Raw genomic sequence first — 17,922 nt, forward strand, 5'->3', positions numbered from 1 at the left:
CAGTGGGCGAGCCGATGCGGCTGGGCTGTTGCGCAGGCATTCTGATGCAAATCAACACCAAAAAAAAACCCCGGCTTTACAGCCAGGGCATTTTTTATATCGGCGGTAGGTACTACCGCGAACCGTCATTACTCGGAATCGGTCATTTCCTCTTCCTCAATGACTTCTTTTTCAATTTTGATTTTGGCGCCGTCTTTGGCTTCTCCAAGAGCTTCGACCTTAGCCTTAACCTCTTCCATGCTTCCGGTAAAGGTTTGCTCGTCGACCAATTGGGCTCCGTTCTCCTCCGAAGTAGTCGTTACCATCGCGGTGTACGTACCATCTTCATTGGCCTCCATACGCACCTCAACGCGCTTCTCCATGGAAGCAGCCATCATCTCATCGGCAGCAGCTGCGCTATCCGTTGCAGAAAGGGCAATACTAGGTGCAATAACCAGGGCAACAACAGAGATCAATTTCAGGAGTATATTAAGGGAAGGTCCTGAGGTATCCTTGAAGGGATCTCCAACGGTATCTCCAACAACCGCAGCCTTGTGGGCATCTGTTCCTTTACGGCCTTGCTCCTCGATCATTTTCTTGGCGTTATCCCAGGCACCTCCGGCGTTCGATTGGAAGATCGCCATAAGCACACCGGCAGAGGTAACCCCGGCGAGCAGTCCACCGAGCATCTCGGCTCCACCGATGAAACCAACCAGCACGGGAACAGCAATAGCCAGAAGTCCAGGCAATACCATCTCACGGATGGAAGCCTTGGTGGAAATTTCCACACATTTATCGTATTCGGCTTTTCCGTCTGCAGCATCAAAGACAGCGCGATCGGCTTCAGAAGCCTTGCTCATATCTGAATCGTACTTCCGCATGATTCCCAGGGCAGCTTTAAGCTCAGGGATATCGCGGAATTGGCGACGCACCTCCTCGATCATGGACATGGCTGCACGTCCTACTGCATTCATGGAGAGTGCAGAGAAAACGAAAGGCAGCATGGCGCCAACCAGGAGTCCGGACATAATATCAGGACGGCTTACGTCAATCGCGGTTACATTAGCTGTTTTCATAAAGGCTGCAAAGAGCGCCAGGGCGGTCAGGGCCGCAGAGGCGATAGCAAATCCTTTTCCAATTGCAGCAGTAGTGTTTCCTACAGCATCCAGCTTATCGGTACGCTCGCGTACCTCACCTGGAAGTTCTGCCATTTCGGCAATTCCTCCTGCGTTATCGGAAATTGGCCCGTAAGCATCAACAGCCAGCTGGATTCCTGTATTGGCCAGCATCCCTACGGCAGCAATAGCAATTCCGTAAAGACCCGCGTAGTAGTGGGAAACCAGGATCGCAGCTGCGATCAGGATAATTGGAATAGCTGTAGACATCATCCCTACTCCAAGTCCGGCAATAATATTGGTAGCCGATCCGGTTTCGGACTGGCGTACAATGCTGTTTACAGGTTTGGTTCCCGTTCCTGTATAGTATTCAGTTACTTTTCCAACGAGCAGACCAGCTACGAGACCGGCGATAGTGGCAAGGAAAACCCCGAAAGAGGTAAACTCTTTTCCACCTTCCATCCAGGATTCAGGCAGCATATAATCGATCAGGAAGTAAGAGGCTACAAGCATTAATCCGGCAGAACCGAATTCTCCGATGTTCAGTGCAGCGTGAGGCGATCCGCCTTCTTTAACGCGCACAAAGAAGGTTCCGATAATGGACATGATGATTCCGGCAGCAGCGAGGGTCAGGGGCAGTAATACCGCTCCCAAACCGTCAAAAGAAGCGGCGAATTCCGGCAGGGCTACGAAGGTTGCCCCAAGTACCATGGTTCCGATGATAGACCCTACATAAGATTCGAACAGGTCGGCACCCATTCCCGCTACGTCACCAACGTTGTCCCCAACGTTATCGGCGATTGTGGCCGGGTTTAAAGGGTGGTCTTCCGGGATACCCGCTTCTACCTTACCTACCAGGTCGGCTCCAACGTCCGCAGCTTTGGTATAAATACCTCCACCTACACGAGCAAAGAGGGCAATAGAAGAAGCACCCAGGGAGAAACCAGAAAGCACATTGAGTACTTCTGCGATGCTCCAGCCCTGTCCGCTATAGATCATGAACAAACCGCTGAGTCCCAGTACACCGAGTCCAACAACGCCCAAGCCCATTACAGCACCTCCGGCGAAAGCAACTTCTAAGGCCTTCCCTAATGAGGTACGCGCGGCATTGGTCGTACGTACGTTTGCCAGGGTAGCTACCTTCATTCCGATAAATCCGGCAAGGGCAGAACAGATGGCCCCTACAAAGAATGATACGGCAACCATCCCGTTATTGTTGGCCTCATTCTCACCTTTAAAGAAGAGAAGAGCAGCAACAGCGACGACAAAAATAGCCAGGATCTTGTACTCTGCCTTCAGGAAGGACATAGCACCATCCGCGATATTCTTGGCGATGCGGGCCATTTTATCGTCTCCTACTTCCTGCTTGGCAACCCATGCATTCTTAATAAATACATAGACCAAGGCCAGAAGACCGAAAGCCCACAAATAATTCACGATTTGTTCCATTATGTCAGTTATTTAAGTTTTTAAAACGGGGGCAAATGTAGTAAAACCGTCTCAGAAATGAAACCCAAAAGTGCCTGTTACGCTAAACGGTCGGGCTTCGGGCAGGTCCAGGTAATTTCCCCGGAAATTGAAGTCGATCCGGAAGATCTTAAAGATGTTCCCGATCCCTAAGGAGTATTCGTAATAAATCTGCTTATCCGGAGCCCGCAACGGAATGTTTGCCGGGCTGTTCAGCAGCTGATTCTCTTCGGACAGCTGCCCCCACACCCCGCGGAGTCCCACAATTTCCCGGAGGTTCCATTTGCGGATCAGGGGTATTCTAGAAAATAGGCGCCCGTTAAAATTATGTTCCAGGTGCCCGGCCACATAAACGTCGGTAACGAATTCGTAGAAATTGAGGTTGGGGAATGTATTGTAAATAGAAAACAAGGTTTGGTTCCCGGGAACCACGTTGAGCAGTCCCAGGGGTACGGCCCCGGAGGTACGGCCAACTTCCAGGGTCGTAAACATGCGACCGAATCCACCGAGTTGCCAGGGTCGGCTATAGGAAGCCTGAATCTTGGTGTAATCAAAATCACTTTCCAGAAACCCTTGAAGTCCTCGGGTATATTGGATATACAGGGTACTGTAATTCTCATTCACCTCGCGGCGCTCGACCCCGTAGCCAATGGTTTGACGCCCCGGGGTGTAGATCAGGGAGGTAATGATGTCTAATTGCTTGATTTCGGAGGAGATCCCGCCAGGGGCATCGGGATCGAGGTAATCCAGGCTAAAAGCATCCGGCAACGCCGAGCGCATGGTTCTTAGCGAGGCACCAAAGCCGAGCCGTAAATTCTTAAAGGGTTCTGCCTGTAAATTGAAGGTGGTAAGATTCAAGTTGGTCAGGCGGTCGTTATTCCCGACAGTAAGCACTGCGCCCGAGGCCACGGATCGTCCGAGAACATCGGTTGTAGCGGTAAGGTTCAGTCCCAGTTGTTCGATATCCCTCCGGTTCCCACCGGAAACGATCAGCCTCATTTTGCGATCGAGCAACCACTTCCCCGAGATTCCGTACTTCACTTTTTTATCCCGGAAACCATAGGCCATATAGCCTTCCAGGCGCCAGGGGTCGTTCTGCCCGAAATAGGTCCGGGCCCCACCCCGAAAACGCCAGCCCTCGGCATCGTTGAACCCCACCACGCTGTAGATATCACCCAGATCCAGGTTCCACTTATCGATTTCCACATAGCCGGAACCCAGGATACTGACCAGGTTGTAATAGGATTTAAAGCGGGGGACTGTTTTTAAGGTGTCGAGCAAGCTGTAAATCCCCAGCTCATCCTGATTCAGGGATTCCAGGCGGTTTTGTTCCCAAAAACCGTTGTCCCGTTCAAAAATCCGGGGATCAAAAGGATCGGTCTCGCCCTTGTAAAAGGCAGCCGGGCGTTCTACATCGAATTGATAGTTGTCGTAGACCGTGGTGCGCTTTCCGTATACTCCCCGCGACTTTTCCTTTTTATTCAGGGCAAAATCCGTGAGCATGTAGTCCCGTTTCAGGAGGAATACCGAATCGGACAGCAACTCAAAATCCTGCTCGATATAGAGCTCCTTGACCCAGTTCAGGTTAGCGCTCCGGGTTAGCTGTAAATTGATATTTACCAGGGCGAAGGTGGAATCATTGACCCAGAAATCCCCCTTAAAGGTGAGTTCGTTGCGGCGCCTGGGGTAATATATAATGTTGTAACACCACTTATCGCCCAGGTAGGCGCTATCGGCCAGCACGTAATTATAGGTGTCAATCCCCGTGGTAGACAGCGGGCTGGTAAAGCTTTTATCAAAAAATTTCAGGTAATTTTCATAGACATCGTACTGGGAATACAAGTCCTGTACAAAGGCGATGATTGCCTGGTTGTTGCTGAATCCGGAATTCTTGTTCCCTAAAACATCCTTCCGCTCTTCTCCGAGTTGGTTGTCCCCATAAACCCTGGAAAACTTCTCATTCAGGAATATTGGGAGATAGGTTTTTCCCGTGATTCGGGAAGTGTCGAGGTCCTCAAACACGAATTCCATGCCTTTAAAAAGGCGGCTTTGGATCAGGGCGCTGTCAATGGTATTCAGGTCAAATTCGACCTTCTCGTATTCGTCGTAGGTGTATTGCTTGAATTTCCGAAGGCCATTGACCCGGCGTTTCTCCCAGATCTTCCTCAGGATATCAATCGCCGGATTGTTCTTTTTGGATTGCTTCCCCACATAAACCACAACCTCATCCAATTGTTCATTGGATTCCTGCAGCACGATTTCCAAATCGAGCATGTTGGGGCGCGTCAGGGGCAGGGTCAGGCGCTCATAGCCAATAAATGAAACTACGAGGGAGTCATAACGGGTTTCGGACTCCAGGTAAAAGCGGCCATTGTCGTTACTGATAGTCCCTTCTGTGGATCCCGCAAAAACTATATTGGCAAAGGGCACTGCTTCTCCGTCCTGGTCTACCACCATTCCCCCTACACGGGTCTGGGCAACTGCCAGTATGGGCAGTAATAAAAACAGGAAGACCGGAAAAAAATTTTTCATGAAAAGCAGTGGGAAAAATAATACCCGGGATTCGAATGCAAAAATCAGGCCTTAAATGGCCCGGCGGGCAGTCTTACTTGTATAAGACCTTGTGGACCGCCTTAATCACGTCTTCCTTGTTCGGCAACCATTCCTCCAACAAGGTAGGAGAATAAGGCGCCGGGGTATCGGCCGTGTTGATTTTTACGATTGGGGCATCCAGGTAGTCAAAGGCGTGCTGCTGTACCTGATAGGTAATCTCGGTGGCGACATTGCCAAAAGGCCAGGCCTCTTCGAGGATAACCAGGCGATTGGTCTTCTTGACCGACTTCAGAATGGCCTCAGAATCCATGGGGCGAACGGTTCTCAGGTCAATTACCTCACAGCTGATTCCCTCTTTGTCCAGGTCCTCGGCTGCGGCGTAAGCTTCCTTAATAATTTTCCCAAAGGAGACAATGGTGACATCGCTTCCTTCACGTCCTATTTCGGCCACCCCAAGAGGAATGGTGTATTCTCCTTCCGGCACTTCGCCCTTATCGCCATACATCTGCTCGGATTCCATGAAGATAACAGGGTCGTCATCGCGAATCGCGGACTTGAGCAATCCCTTTGCATCCTTAGGGTTCGAAGGAACGACCACCTTAAGTCCCGGGGTATTGGCGAACCAGCTTTCAAAAGCCTGGGAGTGCGTGGCAGCGAGTTGTCCTGCAGAAGCAGTTGGCCCACGGAAAACGATAGGGATATTGAATTGCCCCCCGGACATCTGACGCATCTTAGCGGCATTGTTGATAATCTGGTCAATTCCCACCAGGGAAAAGTTAAAGGTCATAAACTCGATAATCGGACGGTTGCCGATCATGGCAGAGCCCACTCCAACCCCAGCAAAGCCCAATTCCGAAATAGGTGTATCCAGCACGCGTTCGGGTCCGAATTCATCCAGCATTCCCTTGGAGGCTTTATAGGCCCCGTTATACTCCGCAACTTCCTCCCCCATCAGGTAAATGGAGTCGTCCCGGCGCATTTCCTCGGACATGGCTTCGGCAATAGCTTCTCTAAATTGAATGGTCTTCATTGGCTCTAAATTAGTGTTGACTCAGGATACGCAATTGAAATGCCCACAAAAATAGAAAATTATCGCCCAAAAGGGGGCTGGCCTGAATCAAAAAAGTGAAATTTTTATTATGCATGCATAGTATTTTTGAATATTTATGGCTATCTTAGCCACCCATTATTCAAGCGACAATTCAAACCCGATATGAAGATATTAGTCTGTATCAGCAATGTGCCCGATACCACGTCAAAAATCAATTTCACGGCCGACAATACGGCCTTTGACACCACGGGCGTTCAATTTGTAATCAATCCCAATGACGAGTTTGGCCTGACACGCGCCATGTGGCTGAAAGAAAAGCAGGGTGCCACCCTTCATGTGGCAACTGTCGGAACGGCAGCCGTTGAACCCACCATGCGCAAAGCACTGGCCATTGGAGCCGATGAAGCCATCCGAATCAACGCAGAACCTACCGACGGGCTCTTTACTGCCCGACAACTGGCAGAAGTTGTGAAAAACGGGGGGTACGACCTCGTGATTGCAGGAAGGGAATCTATTGACTACAATGGCGGTATGGTTCCGGGAATGCTGGCCGCAATGCTCGACTGGAACTTTGTAAATACCTGTATAGGCCTGGAAATCGACGGAGATAAAGCCACAGCTGTTCGCGAAATCGACGGGGGTAAAGAAACCCTGGAAACGAAACTCCCCCTGATTATAGGTGGGCAAAAAGGATTGGTAGAGGAGAGTGACCTGCGCATCCCAAACATGCGCGGTATCATGATGGCGCGCCAAAAAACCCTTACCGTTATGGATCCGGTGGATATGGAACCCGGAACCCGTGATACCCAATACGAAAAGCCAGCACCCAAGGGAGATGTGAAGCTGGTTGATCCCGGAAATCTGGATCAGCTAATCGATTTGTTACACAAGGAAGCTAAGGCCATTTAAAAAATCAGAACCATGTCAGTACTTATATATACAGAAACAGAAGGCGGTAAATTCAAAAAGAATGCCTGGGAGGTATCCAGCTACGGCAGTGCCCTGGCGGAGTCTTTAGGCGTTCCGGCGATAGCGCTCGCCATCAACGCAGACAACCCGGATGCTCCTGGTAATTATGGGGTATCCAAGGTAGCTCACCTGCAGGACGATCGACTGGATAGTTTTAACGCTACCGCGGTTGCTTCCCTGTTGCAACAAGCAGCTTCCAAGTACGGCGCCCAGGTAATTATCCTGGGATCAGGGGCCGACGCCCGCTATCTCGCCGGAATCCTGGCCGGTAAATTAAAGGCTGGATATGCCCCCAATGTAGTGGGATTACCGGTAAGTACCAGCCCGCTGGTGGTGAAGCGAACCGTTTTCAGTAACAAAGGATTTGCACATACAACCCTTGAGGGAACCTTAGGGATTATCGGGGTTTCCAACAACGCCTTTGGGGCCAGGGAAACCGGTGGAAGTGCGGAAGTTGAAAGTTTTGACGGAAGTGTCTCCGATGCCGATCTCGGTGTTAAATCCGTATCGGTAGACCGGGCCAATGACAAAATCGCTATTGCCGATGCTGAAGTCGTTGTTTCCGGAGGTCGAGGCCTCAAGGGACCTGAGAATTGGGGAATGATCGAAGAACTGGCCGATGTACTCGGAGCGGCTACGGCCTGCTCCAAGCCGGTTTCCGATCTGGGATGGCGCCCGCATAGCGAACACGTGGGGCAAACCGGAAAGCCGGTAGCCAGTAATCTGTACATCGCTATAGGTATCAGTGGTGCCATACAGCACCTGGCCGGAGTCAACGCCTCAAAAACCAAAGTGGTCATCAATAACGACCCGGAAGCGCCCTTCTTCAAAGCCGCAGACTATGGAGTGGTTGGGGATGCCTTCGAAGTTGTGCCGGAACTCATCGAAAAATTAAAGAGCTTTAAGGCCCAAAACAGCTAATTTTTGTTAATTTGTCCCGCTAAGAGGGCTGTTAAACAACTGGAACATCCCTGTTGTTTAACAGCCTTTTTTACTGCGAGTGATTATGAGCCTGGTACGCCTTAAAATAAAGGGAATTTCCTATAGTCAAACCCAAAATGGGGCTTATGCCCTCATTCTGAATGAGGTGGAAGGCGACCGCAAATTACCTATTGTTATTGGTGCCTTCGAAGCTCAGTCCATCGCAATTGCCCTGGAAAAGGAAATCAAACCCCCGCGTCCGCTAACGCACGACCTGTTCAAGAACTTTGCCGATCGCTTCGAAATCGTCATCAAACAGGTAATTATCCACAAGTTGGTCGACGGGGTCTTCTATTCCAGTATTATTTGCGAGCGGGATAAGATCGAAGAGATCATCGACGCCCGTACCAGCGATGCAATCGCGTTGGCCCTGCGTTTTGACGCCCCGATTTTCACCTATCGCAATATCCTGGACAAAGCGGGTATTTTCCTGAAATTTTCCTCCAAAGACAAGGACAAAGAAGGTGCCGACGACAGTATCATGGTCGACGAGATTTTGCAGGAAAGCGAAACCGTCGAAATTGATGCTCCCGACGCGGCAATGTACAAGGAAATGACCCTGGAGGAGCTCCATCAGGAACTGGATAAGGCCGTGGCCAGCGAGGACTATGAGAAGGCCGCCAAACTCCGGGACGAAATCTCCAAACGCCAATAACAATTTGGAAACCCTCCTACCTAATGAAGGATTCGGATGGATGTCCCTGGGAAGGGGTGCCCTCGGAATGCTGGTTTTGGTGGGTATTGCCGTGCTATTCAGCAAGGATCGAAAAGGCATTAATTGGAAAACCACCGCAATCGGTCTCGGGGTTCAACTCCTACTGGCCGTAGGAATCCTAAAGGTCCCTGCGGTCCAGTGGTTCTTCAATGTACTGGGAACCTTCTTTAACAATGTACTGGAATTTACCCTGGCGGGAAGCACCTTCCTGTTTGGGAACCTCATGAACCTGGAGAATGCCAATATCGGGTACGTATTTGCCTTCCAGATTCTTCCCACCATAATATTTTTCTCTGCACTCACCTCGGTACTGTACTACCTCGGAATTATCCAGAAAATTGTCAAAGGCCTGGCCTGGCTGTTGACCAAATCCTTCGGGATTTCGGGTCCGGAAAGCCTGAGTGTGGCCGGGAATATTTTTCTCGGACAAACCGAAGCCCCGCTGCTGATCAAGGCCTACCTGGAGAAGATGAACCGCTCCGAAATTATGCTGGTTATGATCGGGGGAATGGCAACGGTAGCCGGAGGTGTACTTGCCGCCTATATTGGTTTCTTAGGAGGAAACGACCCGGTACTGCGCCTGGAATTTGCACGCCACCTGATTGCCGCTTCGGTAATGGCTGCCCCTGGGGCCATCGTGATTTCGAAGATCCTCTATCCGCAGACGGAAAGCGTTGATAAGGAAATCAAAATCAGCACGGAAAAAGTTGGGAGCAACCTGCTGGATGCCATCGCTAACGGTACCACCGAAGGGCTCAAGCTCGCGGTGAATGTGGGCGCCATGCTTTTGGTTTTTATTGCCTTTATCGCTATGCTTAATGGTATCCTCAACTGGACAGGGGGAATCAGTGGGATCAATGGCTGGATTGCCTCAGTAAGCCCGTATGAAACCCTGTCCCTGGAAGCAATCCTGGGAACGGTCTTTGCTCCGCTGATGTGGCTGATCGGGATTGATTGGCAAGACGCCATGCTTATGGGGCAATTGCTTGGGATCAAACTTGCGGCCAGCGAATTCGTGGGCTATACCCAACTGGCGACTTTAAAGGATATCGCGAGCAACCCTTCGCTCAGTTATCAGAAGTCGGTAATCATGGCTACGTATATGCTCTGTGGCTTCGCCAACTTCGCCTCTATCGGTATCCAGATCGGGGGGATTGGATCGCTGGCTCCCGGACAGCGTAAAACCCTTTCTGAATTCGGAATGCGAGCCGTTTTGGGAGGAACACTGGCCTCGTTGCTTTCGGCAACCATTGCCGGGATGATCCTGGGGTAACCTGGATCTTGGTACTTGGAATTTCCCCCAAGTATATCGTTGATAAAGTCTTGAAAATTCCTGCCACTGCCCCTTCACCTTTTTCGCAGTTCCCATTACTTTTATAGCTATGCAACAATACCACGATCTACTTCGCCATGTGCTGGAGCACGGCATCGACAAAAGCGACCGTACGGGTACGGGAACGCGGGCTGTTTTTGGTTACCAAATGCGCTTTGACCTCAGCAAAGGGTTCCCTCTGGTCACCACTAAAAAAATCCACACCAAATCCGTTATCCACGAGCTTTTGTGGTTCCTCCGCGGGGATACCAATATCGGATACCTGCAGGAAAACGGGGTGCGGATCTGGAACGAATGGGCCGATGAAAATGGCGACCTCGGTCCGGTTTACGGCCATCAATGGCGCAATTGGAACAGTGAAGGTATTGACCAGATCCGCGGCGTCATCGACACGATTAAAAACAATCCGGACAGCCGCCGGATGTTGGTAGCCGCCTGGAACCCTTCCGTCCTACCGGATACTTCGGAGAGCTTTTCCGAAAATGTTGCCAAGGGTAAGGCTGCCCTTCCCCCCTGCCACGCATTCTTCCAATTCTATGTGGCCGGTGGAAAACTCAGCTGCCAGTTGTATCAGCGTTCCGCAGATATTTTCCTGGGGGTACCCTTTAACATTGCCTCCTATGCCTTGCTTACCCTGATGATGGCACAGGTCTGCGAACTGGAACCCGGGGATTTCGTGCACACCTTTGGCGATGCGCATATCTACAACAACCATATGGAACAAATTGAGCTGCAACTGAGCCGGGAGCCGCGCCCCCTGCCCACGATGCATCTGAATCCGGAGATCAAGGATCTTTTTGCGTTTACCTTTGAGGATTTCCGCCTGGAGAACTACGACCCGCATCCCCATATCAAAGGCGTAGTTGCGGTTTAATCTTAATCTGCGGTATATTCCTTATCTTAGGGTAAAATCGCATGAATGCCGCTTACCGCAACCCTGGCAGACCGCTTCCTGGAATGCCGTACTGCCTCAGAATCCCTATGTGCTCCGCTGGAAACGGAAGACTATGTGGTGCAACCTATTGTCGATGTCTCCCCGCCCAAATGGCACCTGGGGCATACGACCTGGTTCTTTGAAGAATTCATCTTAAAACAACACCAACCGGGGTATCGGGAATTCCACCCGGACTTTTCTTTTGTATTCAACAGCTATTACGAGAGTGTGGGCAAACGCGTGGTGCGGGCCAACCGCGGCAACCTCAGCCGGCCCGGGGTAAAGGAAGTCTATGCCTACCGCCGCTATGTAACCGAAGCGTTAACAGCGTTGCTCGAGGCGGGTGTTGATGAGGAAATAACCAGCCTGGTTGAAATTGGTATAAACCACGAACAGCAGCATCAGGAATTACTACTCACAGATATCAAATATATCCTGGGAAACAACCCCTTGTTACCCCCTTATGTGAAGGGGGAACTCGGAGCGAATTTGGCCGCTCAGGAATATGCCGCAATACACAATGAAGCCGGGGACGGCCCCCAAGGCACAGATAGTAATACCCCTTACTGGCTGGACATCCCCAGAGGTATTTATCCGATTGGTTTCCAGGGGGAAGGATTCTGTTTCGACAACGAACTGGGGGCTCATGAAGTGTTGTTGCAGGACTACAGCATCAGCAGGAATCTCGTGACCAATGGCGAAATGATGGCCTTTATTGCCAACGGCGGATACGAGCGCTTTGAGCTTTGGCATGCCGCGGGATGGGATTGGGTCCAGGAGGAAAAAGTTGAGGCTCCCCTCTACTGGCATCACATAGACGGCGAATGGTACTATTACAGCCTGCGAGGCCTTCAGAAAGTAGATCCAATGGCTCCGCTATCACATATCTCCTATTATGAAGCTTTTGCGCTTGCCGGATCCCAGGGCCTCCGCTTGCCTACGGAATTTGAATGGGAGGTTGCCGCCGCCTCGCTCCATTGGGGGCAGCGTTGGGAATGGACAGAAAGCGCCTACTTGCCTTATCCAGGGTACAAACGCGCCGATGGTGCGCTGGGGGAATACAATGGAAAATTCATGGTAAGCCAGAAAGTGCTTCGCGGTGCTTCCATAGCCACTCCCCCCGGACATTCCCGGCCAACCTATCGCAATTTCTTCCACCCGCAGCTGCGCTGGCAATATACCGGACTAAGGTTTGCCAGGTAATTTCGACTAATCTCAAATCCACTACTAATTTGGAGTCATCCAACAATACACAATCACCTGCAGTCCGTTTGAAAAAATCAGAAAGTTCCTTTGAAGCCGCCATACGGGAAGGCTTGGGTAATTACCCAAAACGCCTGCCCTCCCGATTTATTTATGATAAGGAAGGTGATGCGCTCTTTCGCCGCATCATGGATATGCCCGAATACTACCTGACCAATTGCGAAACGGAGATTTTTGAGCAGCAAAAAGTTCAGATTATCGATGCCCTGGAGCCTCTGGGGGAAGGATTTGACCTGGTGGAACTAGGGGCCGGAGATGGTAGCAAGACCCGCATCCTGCTCGACGAAATTATCCGACGGGATATGGATTTCAGGTACCTGCCCATCGATATCAGTCAAAATGCACTAAGTGGTCTGAGCAAAAAACTCGTCGCTGAATTTACGGAGCTGGAGATCCTACCCCAGCAAGGCACGTACTTTGACATCCTTGAGGAAATGCAGCAGTGGAAGGAGCGCCCGAAGGTTATTCTTTTCCTGGGTTCGAACATCGGCAACCTCCTGCATCCGCAAGCCATTGATTTCTTGCAAAAACTACGGGCAGTCATGGGACCTTCTGACTTATTGCTATTGGGTTGTGATCAGAAAAAGGAGCCGCAGATCGTACTGGATGCCTATAACGATCCCGCAGGAATTACAGAAGCCTTCAATAAAAATCTGTTGGAGCGGATCAACCGGGAATACGGGGCCGACTTCGACACTGAGCGTTTTATCCATTGGGAAACCTATGACCCGGAAAGCGGGACCGCCCGCAGTTACCTGGTTGCCCGGGAGTCCTTTGAAGTCACTATCCCCGACCTGGATATGCAGGTAAACTTTGAAGCCTGGGAAAGTATCCACACGGAAATCTCCCAGAAGTACGACAATCGCACCCTGGAGTGGATAGCCGGGGAAACCGGATTGGAAATAGCCGCTTCCTTCACCGATTCTCGAGGGTATTACAAGGACTATCTACTGCAGGTACCCAAATAAAAAAAGCGGGGCATTGCCCCGCTTCCTGCTTTACAATAAGTAATCGATATTTACAGTTCCAGAACAGCGTTCTCGGCACCGGCAAAATCGTTCCACTGGTAACGATCGGCAGCTTCGTCATTGACGTAAGTCCCGTCTACCAGGTAACGGAATTCATAAGATTGCTCCATTGGAAGATCAAAAGTTCCTTTGAAGGTTCCGTTTTTCAGTTTTTTCAGTAGACTCCCTTTAGGATTCCAGTTATTGAAGTCTCCAACAACTGCTACTTTCTTTGCTTCTTCTGCAGGCACGGTAAAGGTTACCTTACATACAGGTTTTGATTTCAGATATTGTTTCTTAATAGCCATGATTAAGGGTGTTTAAGTATTTGTATTTACTATTTGGGGGACAAAGCAACGTATAAAAGTACTTACAGCCAAGGAGTTAAAGAAGATTTATGAATTTCGTAAAATTGAATTTACTTCTCCCTTAACTTGATAAAATATGCCGGGTTGTTTTGTTGAGATTACAACAATGATGCAGGGTTATTCTGCGCTGTCAAGCGCACCAAATAACCGCTCCAGATCCTGAGTATTATTATAGCAATGTACCCCAACGCGGATGCCTCCCCCACGCGGGGAAAAGACGATTCCTGCTTCCCGCATGGCCTGATGGCGGGCCTTGCTGTAGGCGATATTGAAGATGGAGCTATGGACTGGCCGGCCGGAAATTTCCGCTGAAAGCAGGCCGCGCTCGTGCAGACCGGCTTTCAAGGCTGCGCTTAAATCCCGTACATAGGTCTCGACTTGCTGCAGCCCCAGGCCTTGAAGAATTTGAAGGGCCTTTAAGAGACTTCCAAAATTTAAGGTATCCAGGTGTCCGGGTTCCAGGCTGCGCGCCAACGAGATACCCGAGAGGCCATCCAGGTCCCCCGAAGTGGAGTTAAACCCTGCAGAGCGCTTTGCTATTCTTGCTTCAGCCATTTCACTGAGGAACACAAACCCGTTTCCGTTACCCCCCAGCAGCCATTTGTAGCCACTTGCGCCGAGCACATCGATACCCGAGCTGTCAAAATCACAATCAAAAGCACCCAGGTACTGGGTGGCATCTGCAATAATCAGCAACTCTGGATTATCCGCTTTGAGGGAAGCCAGAAAGTCATGCGAAATCAATAACCCATCTGTCCAGCGCACCAGACTTAGCATCAGGATTTCGGGTTGGATGCGTTCAACGGCACGGGACAACTCCCCTTCCGGATCCCCGGAAAGCGGAACCCGGGTAACCGCAAACTCCCGGTGCGCAAAAGGCCAGTCCACTGATGGATATTCGTCTGCTGGGAGCAGGACCTTTGCCCCCTTAGGAAGACCCTCCAGCAACATGTTAAGACCAAGCGATACATTGGGGACCAGCGCCGTGCGATCCGGATCGCCATTAAAGAGGCTTGCGGCCAATTCACGAGTTTGCTGCAGCAGCGCCATAGCTTCCAGCTTAAAACGGCTTCCACCCATTGCAAAATCCTCGTCGTATTCCCGTCGCCAGGCCAGAATTTCCTGGTGCATAAGTCCCCAGGCTGGAGTGTTCAGATAAGCAGATTGTTGGAGTAGCGGAAAGTTGAGACGAAAATCCTGCATGTTCATTTATCGGCGATGACCGGCTTGAATTGCCCTGGCCATTTGGCGTATCTTTGCTTCTAAAGATAATCAATCGCATGCTCTCCGCCCTTCGTAATTTTTTATCGGGCTTACTGGCTATAACTCCTAAAAAAGAAAACGTTCATCAGATGTCGCAACATCAAGAGATCATACTAATCGCTGCTGCCGGCGAGGAAAACGAATTGGGGCTCAACGGAGATCTGCCCTGGCACCTTCCCGACGATTTTAAACGTTTTAAAACGCTGACCATGGGCCATCCCATGATCATGGGAAGAAAAACCTTTGATACCTTTCCGAAACCCTTGCCAGGACGCGAACACATAATTGTAACCCAAGACAAAACTTATACCGCCGACTTTCCTAATTGTACGGTCGTATACAGCCTGGAAGAAGCTATCTCAGTCGCAGGCACTTCAGAGAAGATCTATATTATCGGTGGGGGTGAAATTTACCGCCAGGGACTCCCCTATGGCACTGGAGTGGAGCTAACCCGGGTTCACGGTAGATTCCCGGCAGATACCTATTTCCCCGTTCTGGATCCTTCCCAGTGGGAGTGTGTGGCCGCTGAGCTCCAGGGGGCGGATGAGCGACATGCCTTTGCCTATACTTACGAAACGTATCGCAGGAAATAAACCTGCCCCGTTCTCCCGAGTTTTGCCAACATTTGTTGCATGACTTCGGGACTGCCATTGGTGTAGAGTTCACTACTGCCTTCGTTGGCCGGATTCAATAAATCCTGCGCCTCCAGAATCCTTCGGGTCTGCCGGGCAACCGGAAGTCCACAATCCAGGATGGCCACCTCTTTTGGCAGTAGTTCATTCAGAACTGGTTTGAGGTAAGGGTAATGCGTACAACCCAAAACCAAATGATCTATGCCCGCATCCAGCATGGGTGCCAAAAGCGGTTGTAAATGGGCCTGCATTTGAGGTCCGTCCGTTACCCCGGATTCTATGAGTTGTACCAGGCCTTTCCCTTCCTGCTCATATATCTCGATTCCGGAAGCATGGAGCTTGGAAGTATCCGCAAAAAGAGCGCTGCTCAAGGTACCCCGGGTGGCTAACACCCCAATTTTACCCGATTGGGATTGCAGGGCAGCTGGCTTAATTGCCGGTTCAATTCCGATAAAAGGAATCGGGAATTCGGCGCGTAGGGCGGCAATAGCATTTGTGGTGGCCGTATTGCAGGCCACTACGATAAGTTTACAGCCTTTGGAGAGCAACCAGCGGGTAATGAGTCGGCAACGTTCAAGGATTTCCTCTGGAGTTCTTTGCCCGTAAGGGGCGTAAGCACTATCCGCAACGTAGATGGTATGCTCCGCCGGCAGTACCTCCGAAATCTCTTTCCAAATGGTTAGCCCGCCTACCCCGGAATCAAAAATACCAATCGGGCTGGCTGTCCGGTTCGGGAATGCGGGGTTTTTTTTGGCCAAGGCGTTGTTCATCAGTACTGGAAAGGTAAAAAAAAACCGCCCCTTGGGGCGGTTTGTATGCTGTGCTTTTCTTAGAAGCCGAGCTCTTGTTTTACATCGGCCAGCAGATCCTTGCCAGTGGCAACAATCACACCACTACCGGGGCTGGAATCAAAGACATAGTTATATCCCTGAGCAGCAGCAACCTTTTCAATGGCTTCCTTAGCTTTCTTAGAAATAGGCTCGAAAAGTTCGGCCTGCTTCTTTTGCAGTTCCTGAGAAGCTGCTTGTTGCGCTTCCCCAATGTTGCGTTCAAATCCCTGAAGTTCCTGGGCACGCTTTTGGTTCTCCTCCTGAGAAACACCGCTGGCTTCATTCTGATACTGGGTCAGTTTGTTCTGAAGCTCAGTCATGGATCCCTGGATATCTGCGCGATAGGTTTCTTCCAGTTTCTTGAGTTCGGCCTGGGCCGCTTTCATCTCTGGCATTTGAGAAAGTAACTCGGTCACATTAATGTGAGCTGTTTTACTTTGCGCCTGAGCGGTGAATGACATTGCAAAGAGTAGGACAATGGCAATGGCTATCTTCTGTAAATGTTTCATGATTTCTGAATTGTGCAATTTGAGTTATGTAATCTATCGTTTAATTAGTTTCCGCTAATCGTGTCTTTGGCCTGCTCGGTAGCCTTTCGACGTTCTTCTTCTTTTTGTTTCCGGCGGGCTTCCCGCTCTTCGAGCAACTTCTGGCGGCGCGCTTCGTATGCTTTCTTTCGCTCCTCCCTCAGACGGACCTGCTCGGCCCGGTAGTCTTCCGCTTCCTTGGCTCGTGTCGCTTCGGCTTCCTTGGCGCGCTGTTGACGCTCCAACAATGCCTCGCTGGGTTGGTCCACTACCTCCTCGTCTTCGGCCTCGAATTGCTCCAGGCGATCCCGACGGGATTTCTTCGGGGCACTCACCTTGCGGGTTCTGGCTATTTGCCTGAGGACCAGCTCACTGATGTCGTGCCTTTTTTCGGAGTACAACATTACAACATCCGCCGATTTATCAAAAATAAAATCATACCTTTTATTGGCACCGATTTTCTGAACTTCGCTGAAGACCTGGTCCTGTATGGGTTGAATCAGGCGTTGCTTCTGCAATACCAAATCCCCCTGGGGACCAAAACGGTCTTGCTGGTAATCCAGCAATTCCTTTTGAAGGATTCCGATTTCCTCTTCCCGTTCCGCGACCAACTCATCCGTTAACAGGACGCGCTCTGCATCCAGAGCTTCTTGTTGCTGGTCTATGGCTCGCTGGCGGCTCTCTATCTCAGTTTTCCACTGATTTACTTTTGTTTCGAGCTGCTCACTTGCCTCGCGGTACTCCTCAACATTCTCGAGGATATATTCCATGTCCACATAACCGATCCTAACGCCGCGCTGAGCCTGTAAGCCGCACAACAGCCCGATCAGGGCCAGGAAACTAATTATCCTTGTCTTCATTACTGCGTGTTTAGACTATAGAAAATATCGTGCCAAAATTATTAAATCTTTTAAAATGAACGATTTAACAAGGTT

General features: G+C 50.5%; 16 protein-coding genes. 8 read left to right on the plus strand and 8 right to left on the minus strand.

Features of this window, described 5'->3' with window-relative positions:
• Positions 1 to 128 precede the first annotated feature (128 nt).
• The 3 genes from BM318_RS02655 to BM318_RS02665 all read right to left on the minus strand — a co-directional run bounded on the left by BM318_RS02655 (position 129) and on the right by BM318_RS02665 (position 6,144).
• Positions 129 to 2,543, minus strand: a complete 2,415-nt coding sequence (locus tag BM318_RS02655; protein ID WP_092980460.1) for a sodium-translocating pyrophosphatase — start codon at positions 2,541 to 2,543, stop codon at positions 129 to 131.
• 51 nt (positions 2,544 to 2,594) lie between these two features.
• Positions 2,595 to 5,093, minus strand: coding sequence for a DUF5686 family protein (locus tag BM318_RS02660; RefSeq protein WP_092980462.1), 2,499 nt, complete (start codon positions 5,091 to 5,093; stop codon positions 2,595 to 2,597).
• Positions 5,094 to 5,166: 73 nt separating this feature from the next.
• Positions 5,167 to 6,144: a pyruvate dehydrogenase complex E1 component subunit beta gene (locus BM318_RS02665; RefSeq protein ID WP_092980464.1), complete on the minus strand. Its 978-nt coding sequence runs from the start codon at positions 6,142 to 6,144 to the stop codon at positions 5,167 to 5,169.
• Between the two features lie 183 nt (positions 6,145 to 6,327).
• On the opposite strand from BM318_RS02665, the gene BM318_RS02670 reads away from it, so the two are divergent.
• The 7 genes from BM318_RS02670 (at position 6,328) to BM318_RS02700 (ending at position 13,328) form a co-directional block, all read left to right on the plus strand.
• A complete protein-coding gene (locus BM318_RS02670; protein WP_092982040.1) occupies positions 6,328 to 7,074 on the plus strand; it encodes an electron transfer flavoprotein subunit beta/FixA family protein in 747 nt (248 codons plus the stop codon).
• A 12-nt stretch (positions 7,075 to 7,086) separates the two neighbouring features.
• A complete protein-coding gene (locus BM318_RS02675) occupies positions 7,087 to 8,055 on the plus strand; it encodes an electron transfer flavoprotein subunit alpha/FixB family protein (protein WP_092980466.1) in 969 nt (322 codons plus the stop codon).
• Between the two features lie 85 nt (positions 8,056 to 8,140).
• The gene (locus BM318_RS02680; protein WP_092980468.1) at positions 8,141 to 8,770 is read left to right on the plus strand and encodes a bifunctional nuclease family protein; all 630 of its coding nucleotides are present in this window, start codon (positions 8,141 to 8,143) and stop codon (positions 8,768 to 8,770) included.
• A 40-nt stretch (positions 8,771 to 8,810) separates the two neighbouring features.
• The gene (locus BM318_RS02685) at positions 8,811 to 10,103 is read left to right on the plus strand and encodes a NupC/NupG family nucleoside CNT transporter (protein ID WP_394333330.1); all 1,293 of its coding nucleotides are present in this window, start codon (positions 8,811 to 8,813) and stop codon (positions 10,101 to 10,103) included.
• 109 nt (positions 10,104 to 10,212) lie between these two features.
• Complete coding sequence (locus BM318_RS02690) at positions 10,213 to 11,037, plus strand: thymidylate synthase (RefSeq protein ID WP_092980472.1); 825 nt, start codon at positions 10,213 to 10,215, stop codon at positions 11,035 to 11,037.
• Positions 11,038 to 11,082: 45 nt separating this feature from the next.
• The gene (egtB, locus tag BM318_RS02695) at positions 11,083 to 12,300 is read left to right on the plus strand and encodes an ergothioneine biosynthesis protein EgtB (protein ID WP_092980473.1); all 1,218 of its coding nucleotides are present in this window, start codon (positions 11,083 to 11,085) and stop codon (positions 12,298 to 12,300) included.
• 68 nt (positions 12,301 to 12,368) lie between these two features.
• Positions 12,369 to 13,328 (plus strand): L-histidine N(alpha)-methyltransferase, encoded by a 960-nt coding sequence (locus BM318_RS02700; protein ID WP_092982041.1) that lies wholly within the window; start codon positions 12,369 to 12,371, stop codon positions 13,326 to 13,328.
• Positions 13,329 to 13,378: 50 nt separating this feature from the next.
• Here the strand turns inward: BM318_RS02700 and BM318_RS02705 are convergent, their stop codons facing one another.
• Both BM318_RS02705 and BM318_RS02710 read right to left on the minus strand, forming a co-directional pair.
• The gene (locus BM318_RS02705) at positions 13,379 to 13,675 is read right to left on the minus strand and encodes an isoamylase early set domain-containing protein (protein WP_092980475.1); all 297 of its coding nucleotides are present in this window, start codon (positions 13,673 to 13,675) and stop codon (positions 13,379 to 13,381) included.
• Positions 13,676 to 13,852: 177 nt separating this feature from the next.
• Positions 13,853 to 14,938 carry an aminotransferase class V-fold PLP-dependent enzyme gene (locus BM318_RS02710; RefSeq protein WP_245759722.1) on the minus strand — a complete coding sequence of 362 codons (1,086 nt, stop codon included), beginning with the start codon at positions 14,936 to 14,938 and terminating at the stop codon, positions 13,853 to 13,855.
• 149 nt (positions 14,939 to 15,087) lie between these two features.
• Between BM318_RS02710 and BM318_RS02715 the strand changes: the two genes are divergently transcribed.
• A complete protein-coding gene (locus BM318_RS02715) occupies positions 15,088 to 15,591 on the plus strand; it encodes a dihydrofolate reductase (RefSeq protein ID WP_092982042.1) in 504 nt (167 codons plus the stop codon).
• Here BM318_RS02715 and murI read toward each other — a convergent pair.
• The 3 genes from murI to BM318_RS02730 are packed head-to-tail and all read right to left on the minus strand — an operon-like array spanning position 15,567 to position 17,847.
• Complete coding sequence (murI, locus tag BM318_RS02720; protein ID WP_092980479.1) at positions 15,567 to 16,400, minus strand: glutamate racemase; 834 nt, start codon at positions 16,398 to 16,400, stop codon at positions 15,567 to 15,569. The genes BM318_RS02715 and murI overlap by 25 nt on opposite strands.
• Before the next feature lie 59 nt (positions 16,401 to 16,459).
• Positions 16,460 to 16,969 (minus strand): OmpH/Skp family outer membrane protein, encoded by a 510-nt coding sequence (locus BM318_RS02725; RefSeq protein WP_092980480.1) that lies wholly within the window; start codon positions 16,967 to 16,969, stop codon positions 16,460 to 16,462.
• Between the two features lie 44 nt (positions 16,970 to 17,013).
• Positions 17,014 to 17,847 carry an OmpH/Skp family outer membrane protein gene (locus BM318_RS02730; RefSeq protein WP_092980481.1) on the minus strand — a complete coding sequence of 278 codons (834 nt, stop codon included), beginning with the start codon at positions 17,845 to 17,847 and terminating at the stop codon, positions 17,014 to 17,016.
• Positions 17,848 to 17,922: the final 75 nt, after the last annotated feature.

The sequence above is a fragment of the Robiginitalea myxolifaciens genome (genome assembly GCF_900115205.1).
GTDB classification, from domain to species: Bacteria; Bacteroidota; Bacteroidia; order Flavobacteriales; family Flavobacteriaceae; genus Robiginitalea; species Robiginitalea myxolifaciens.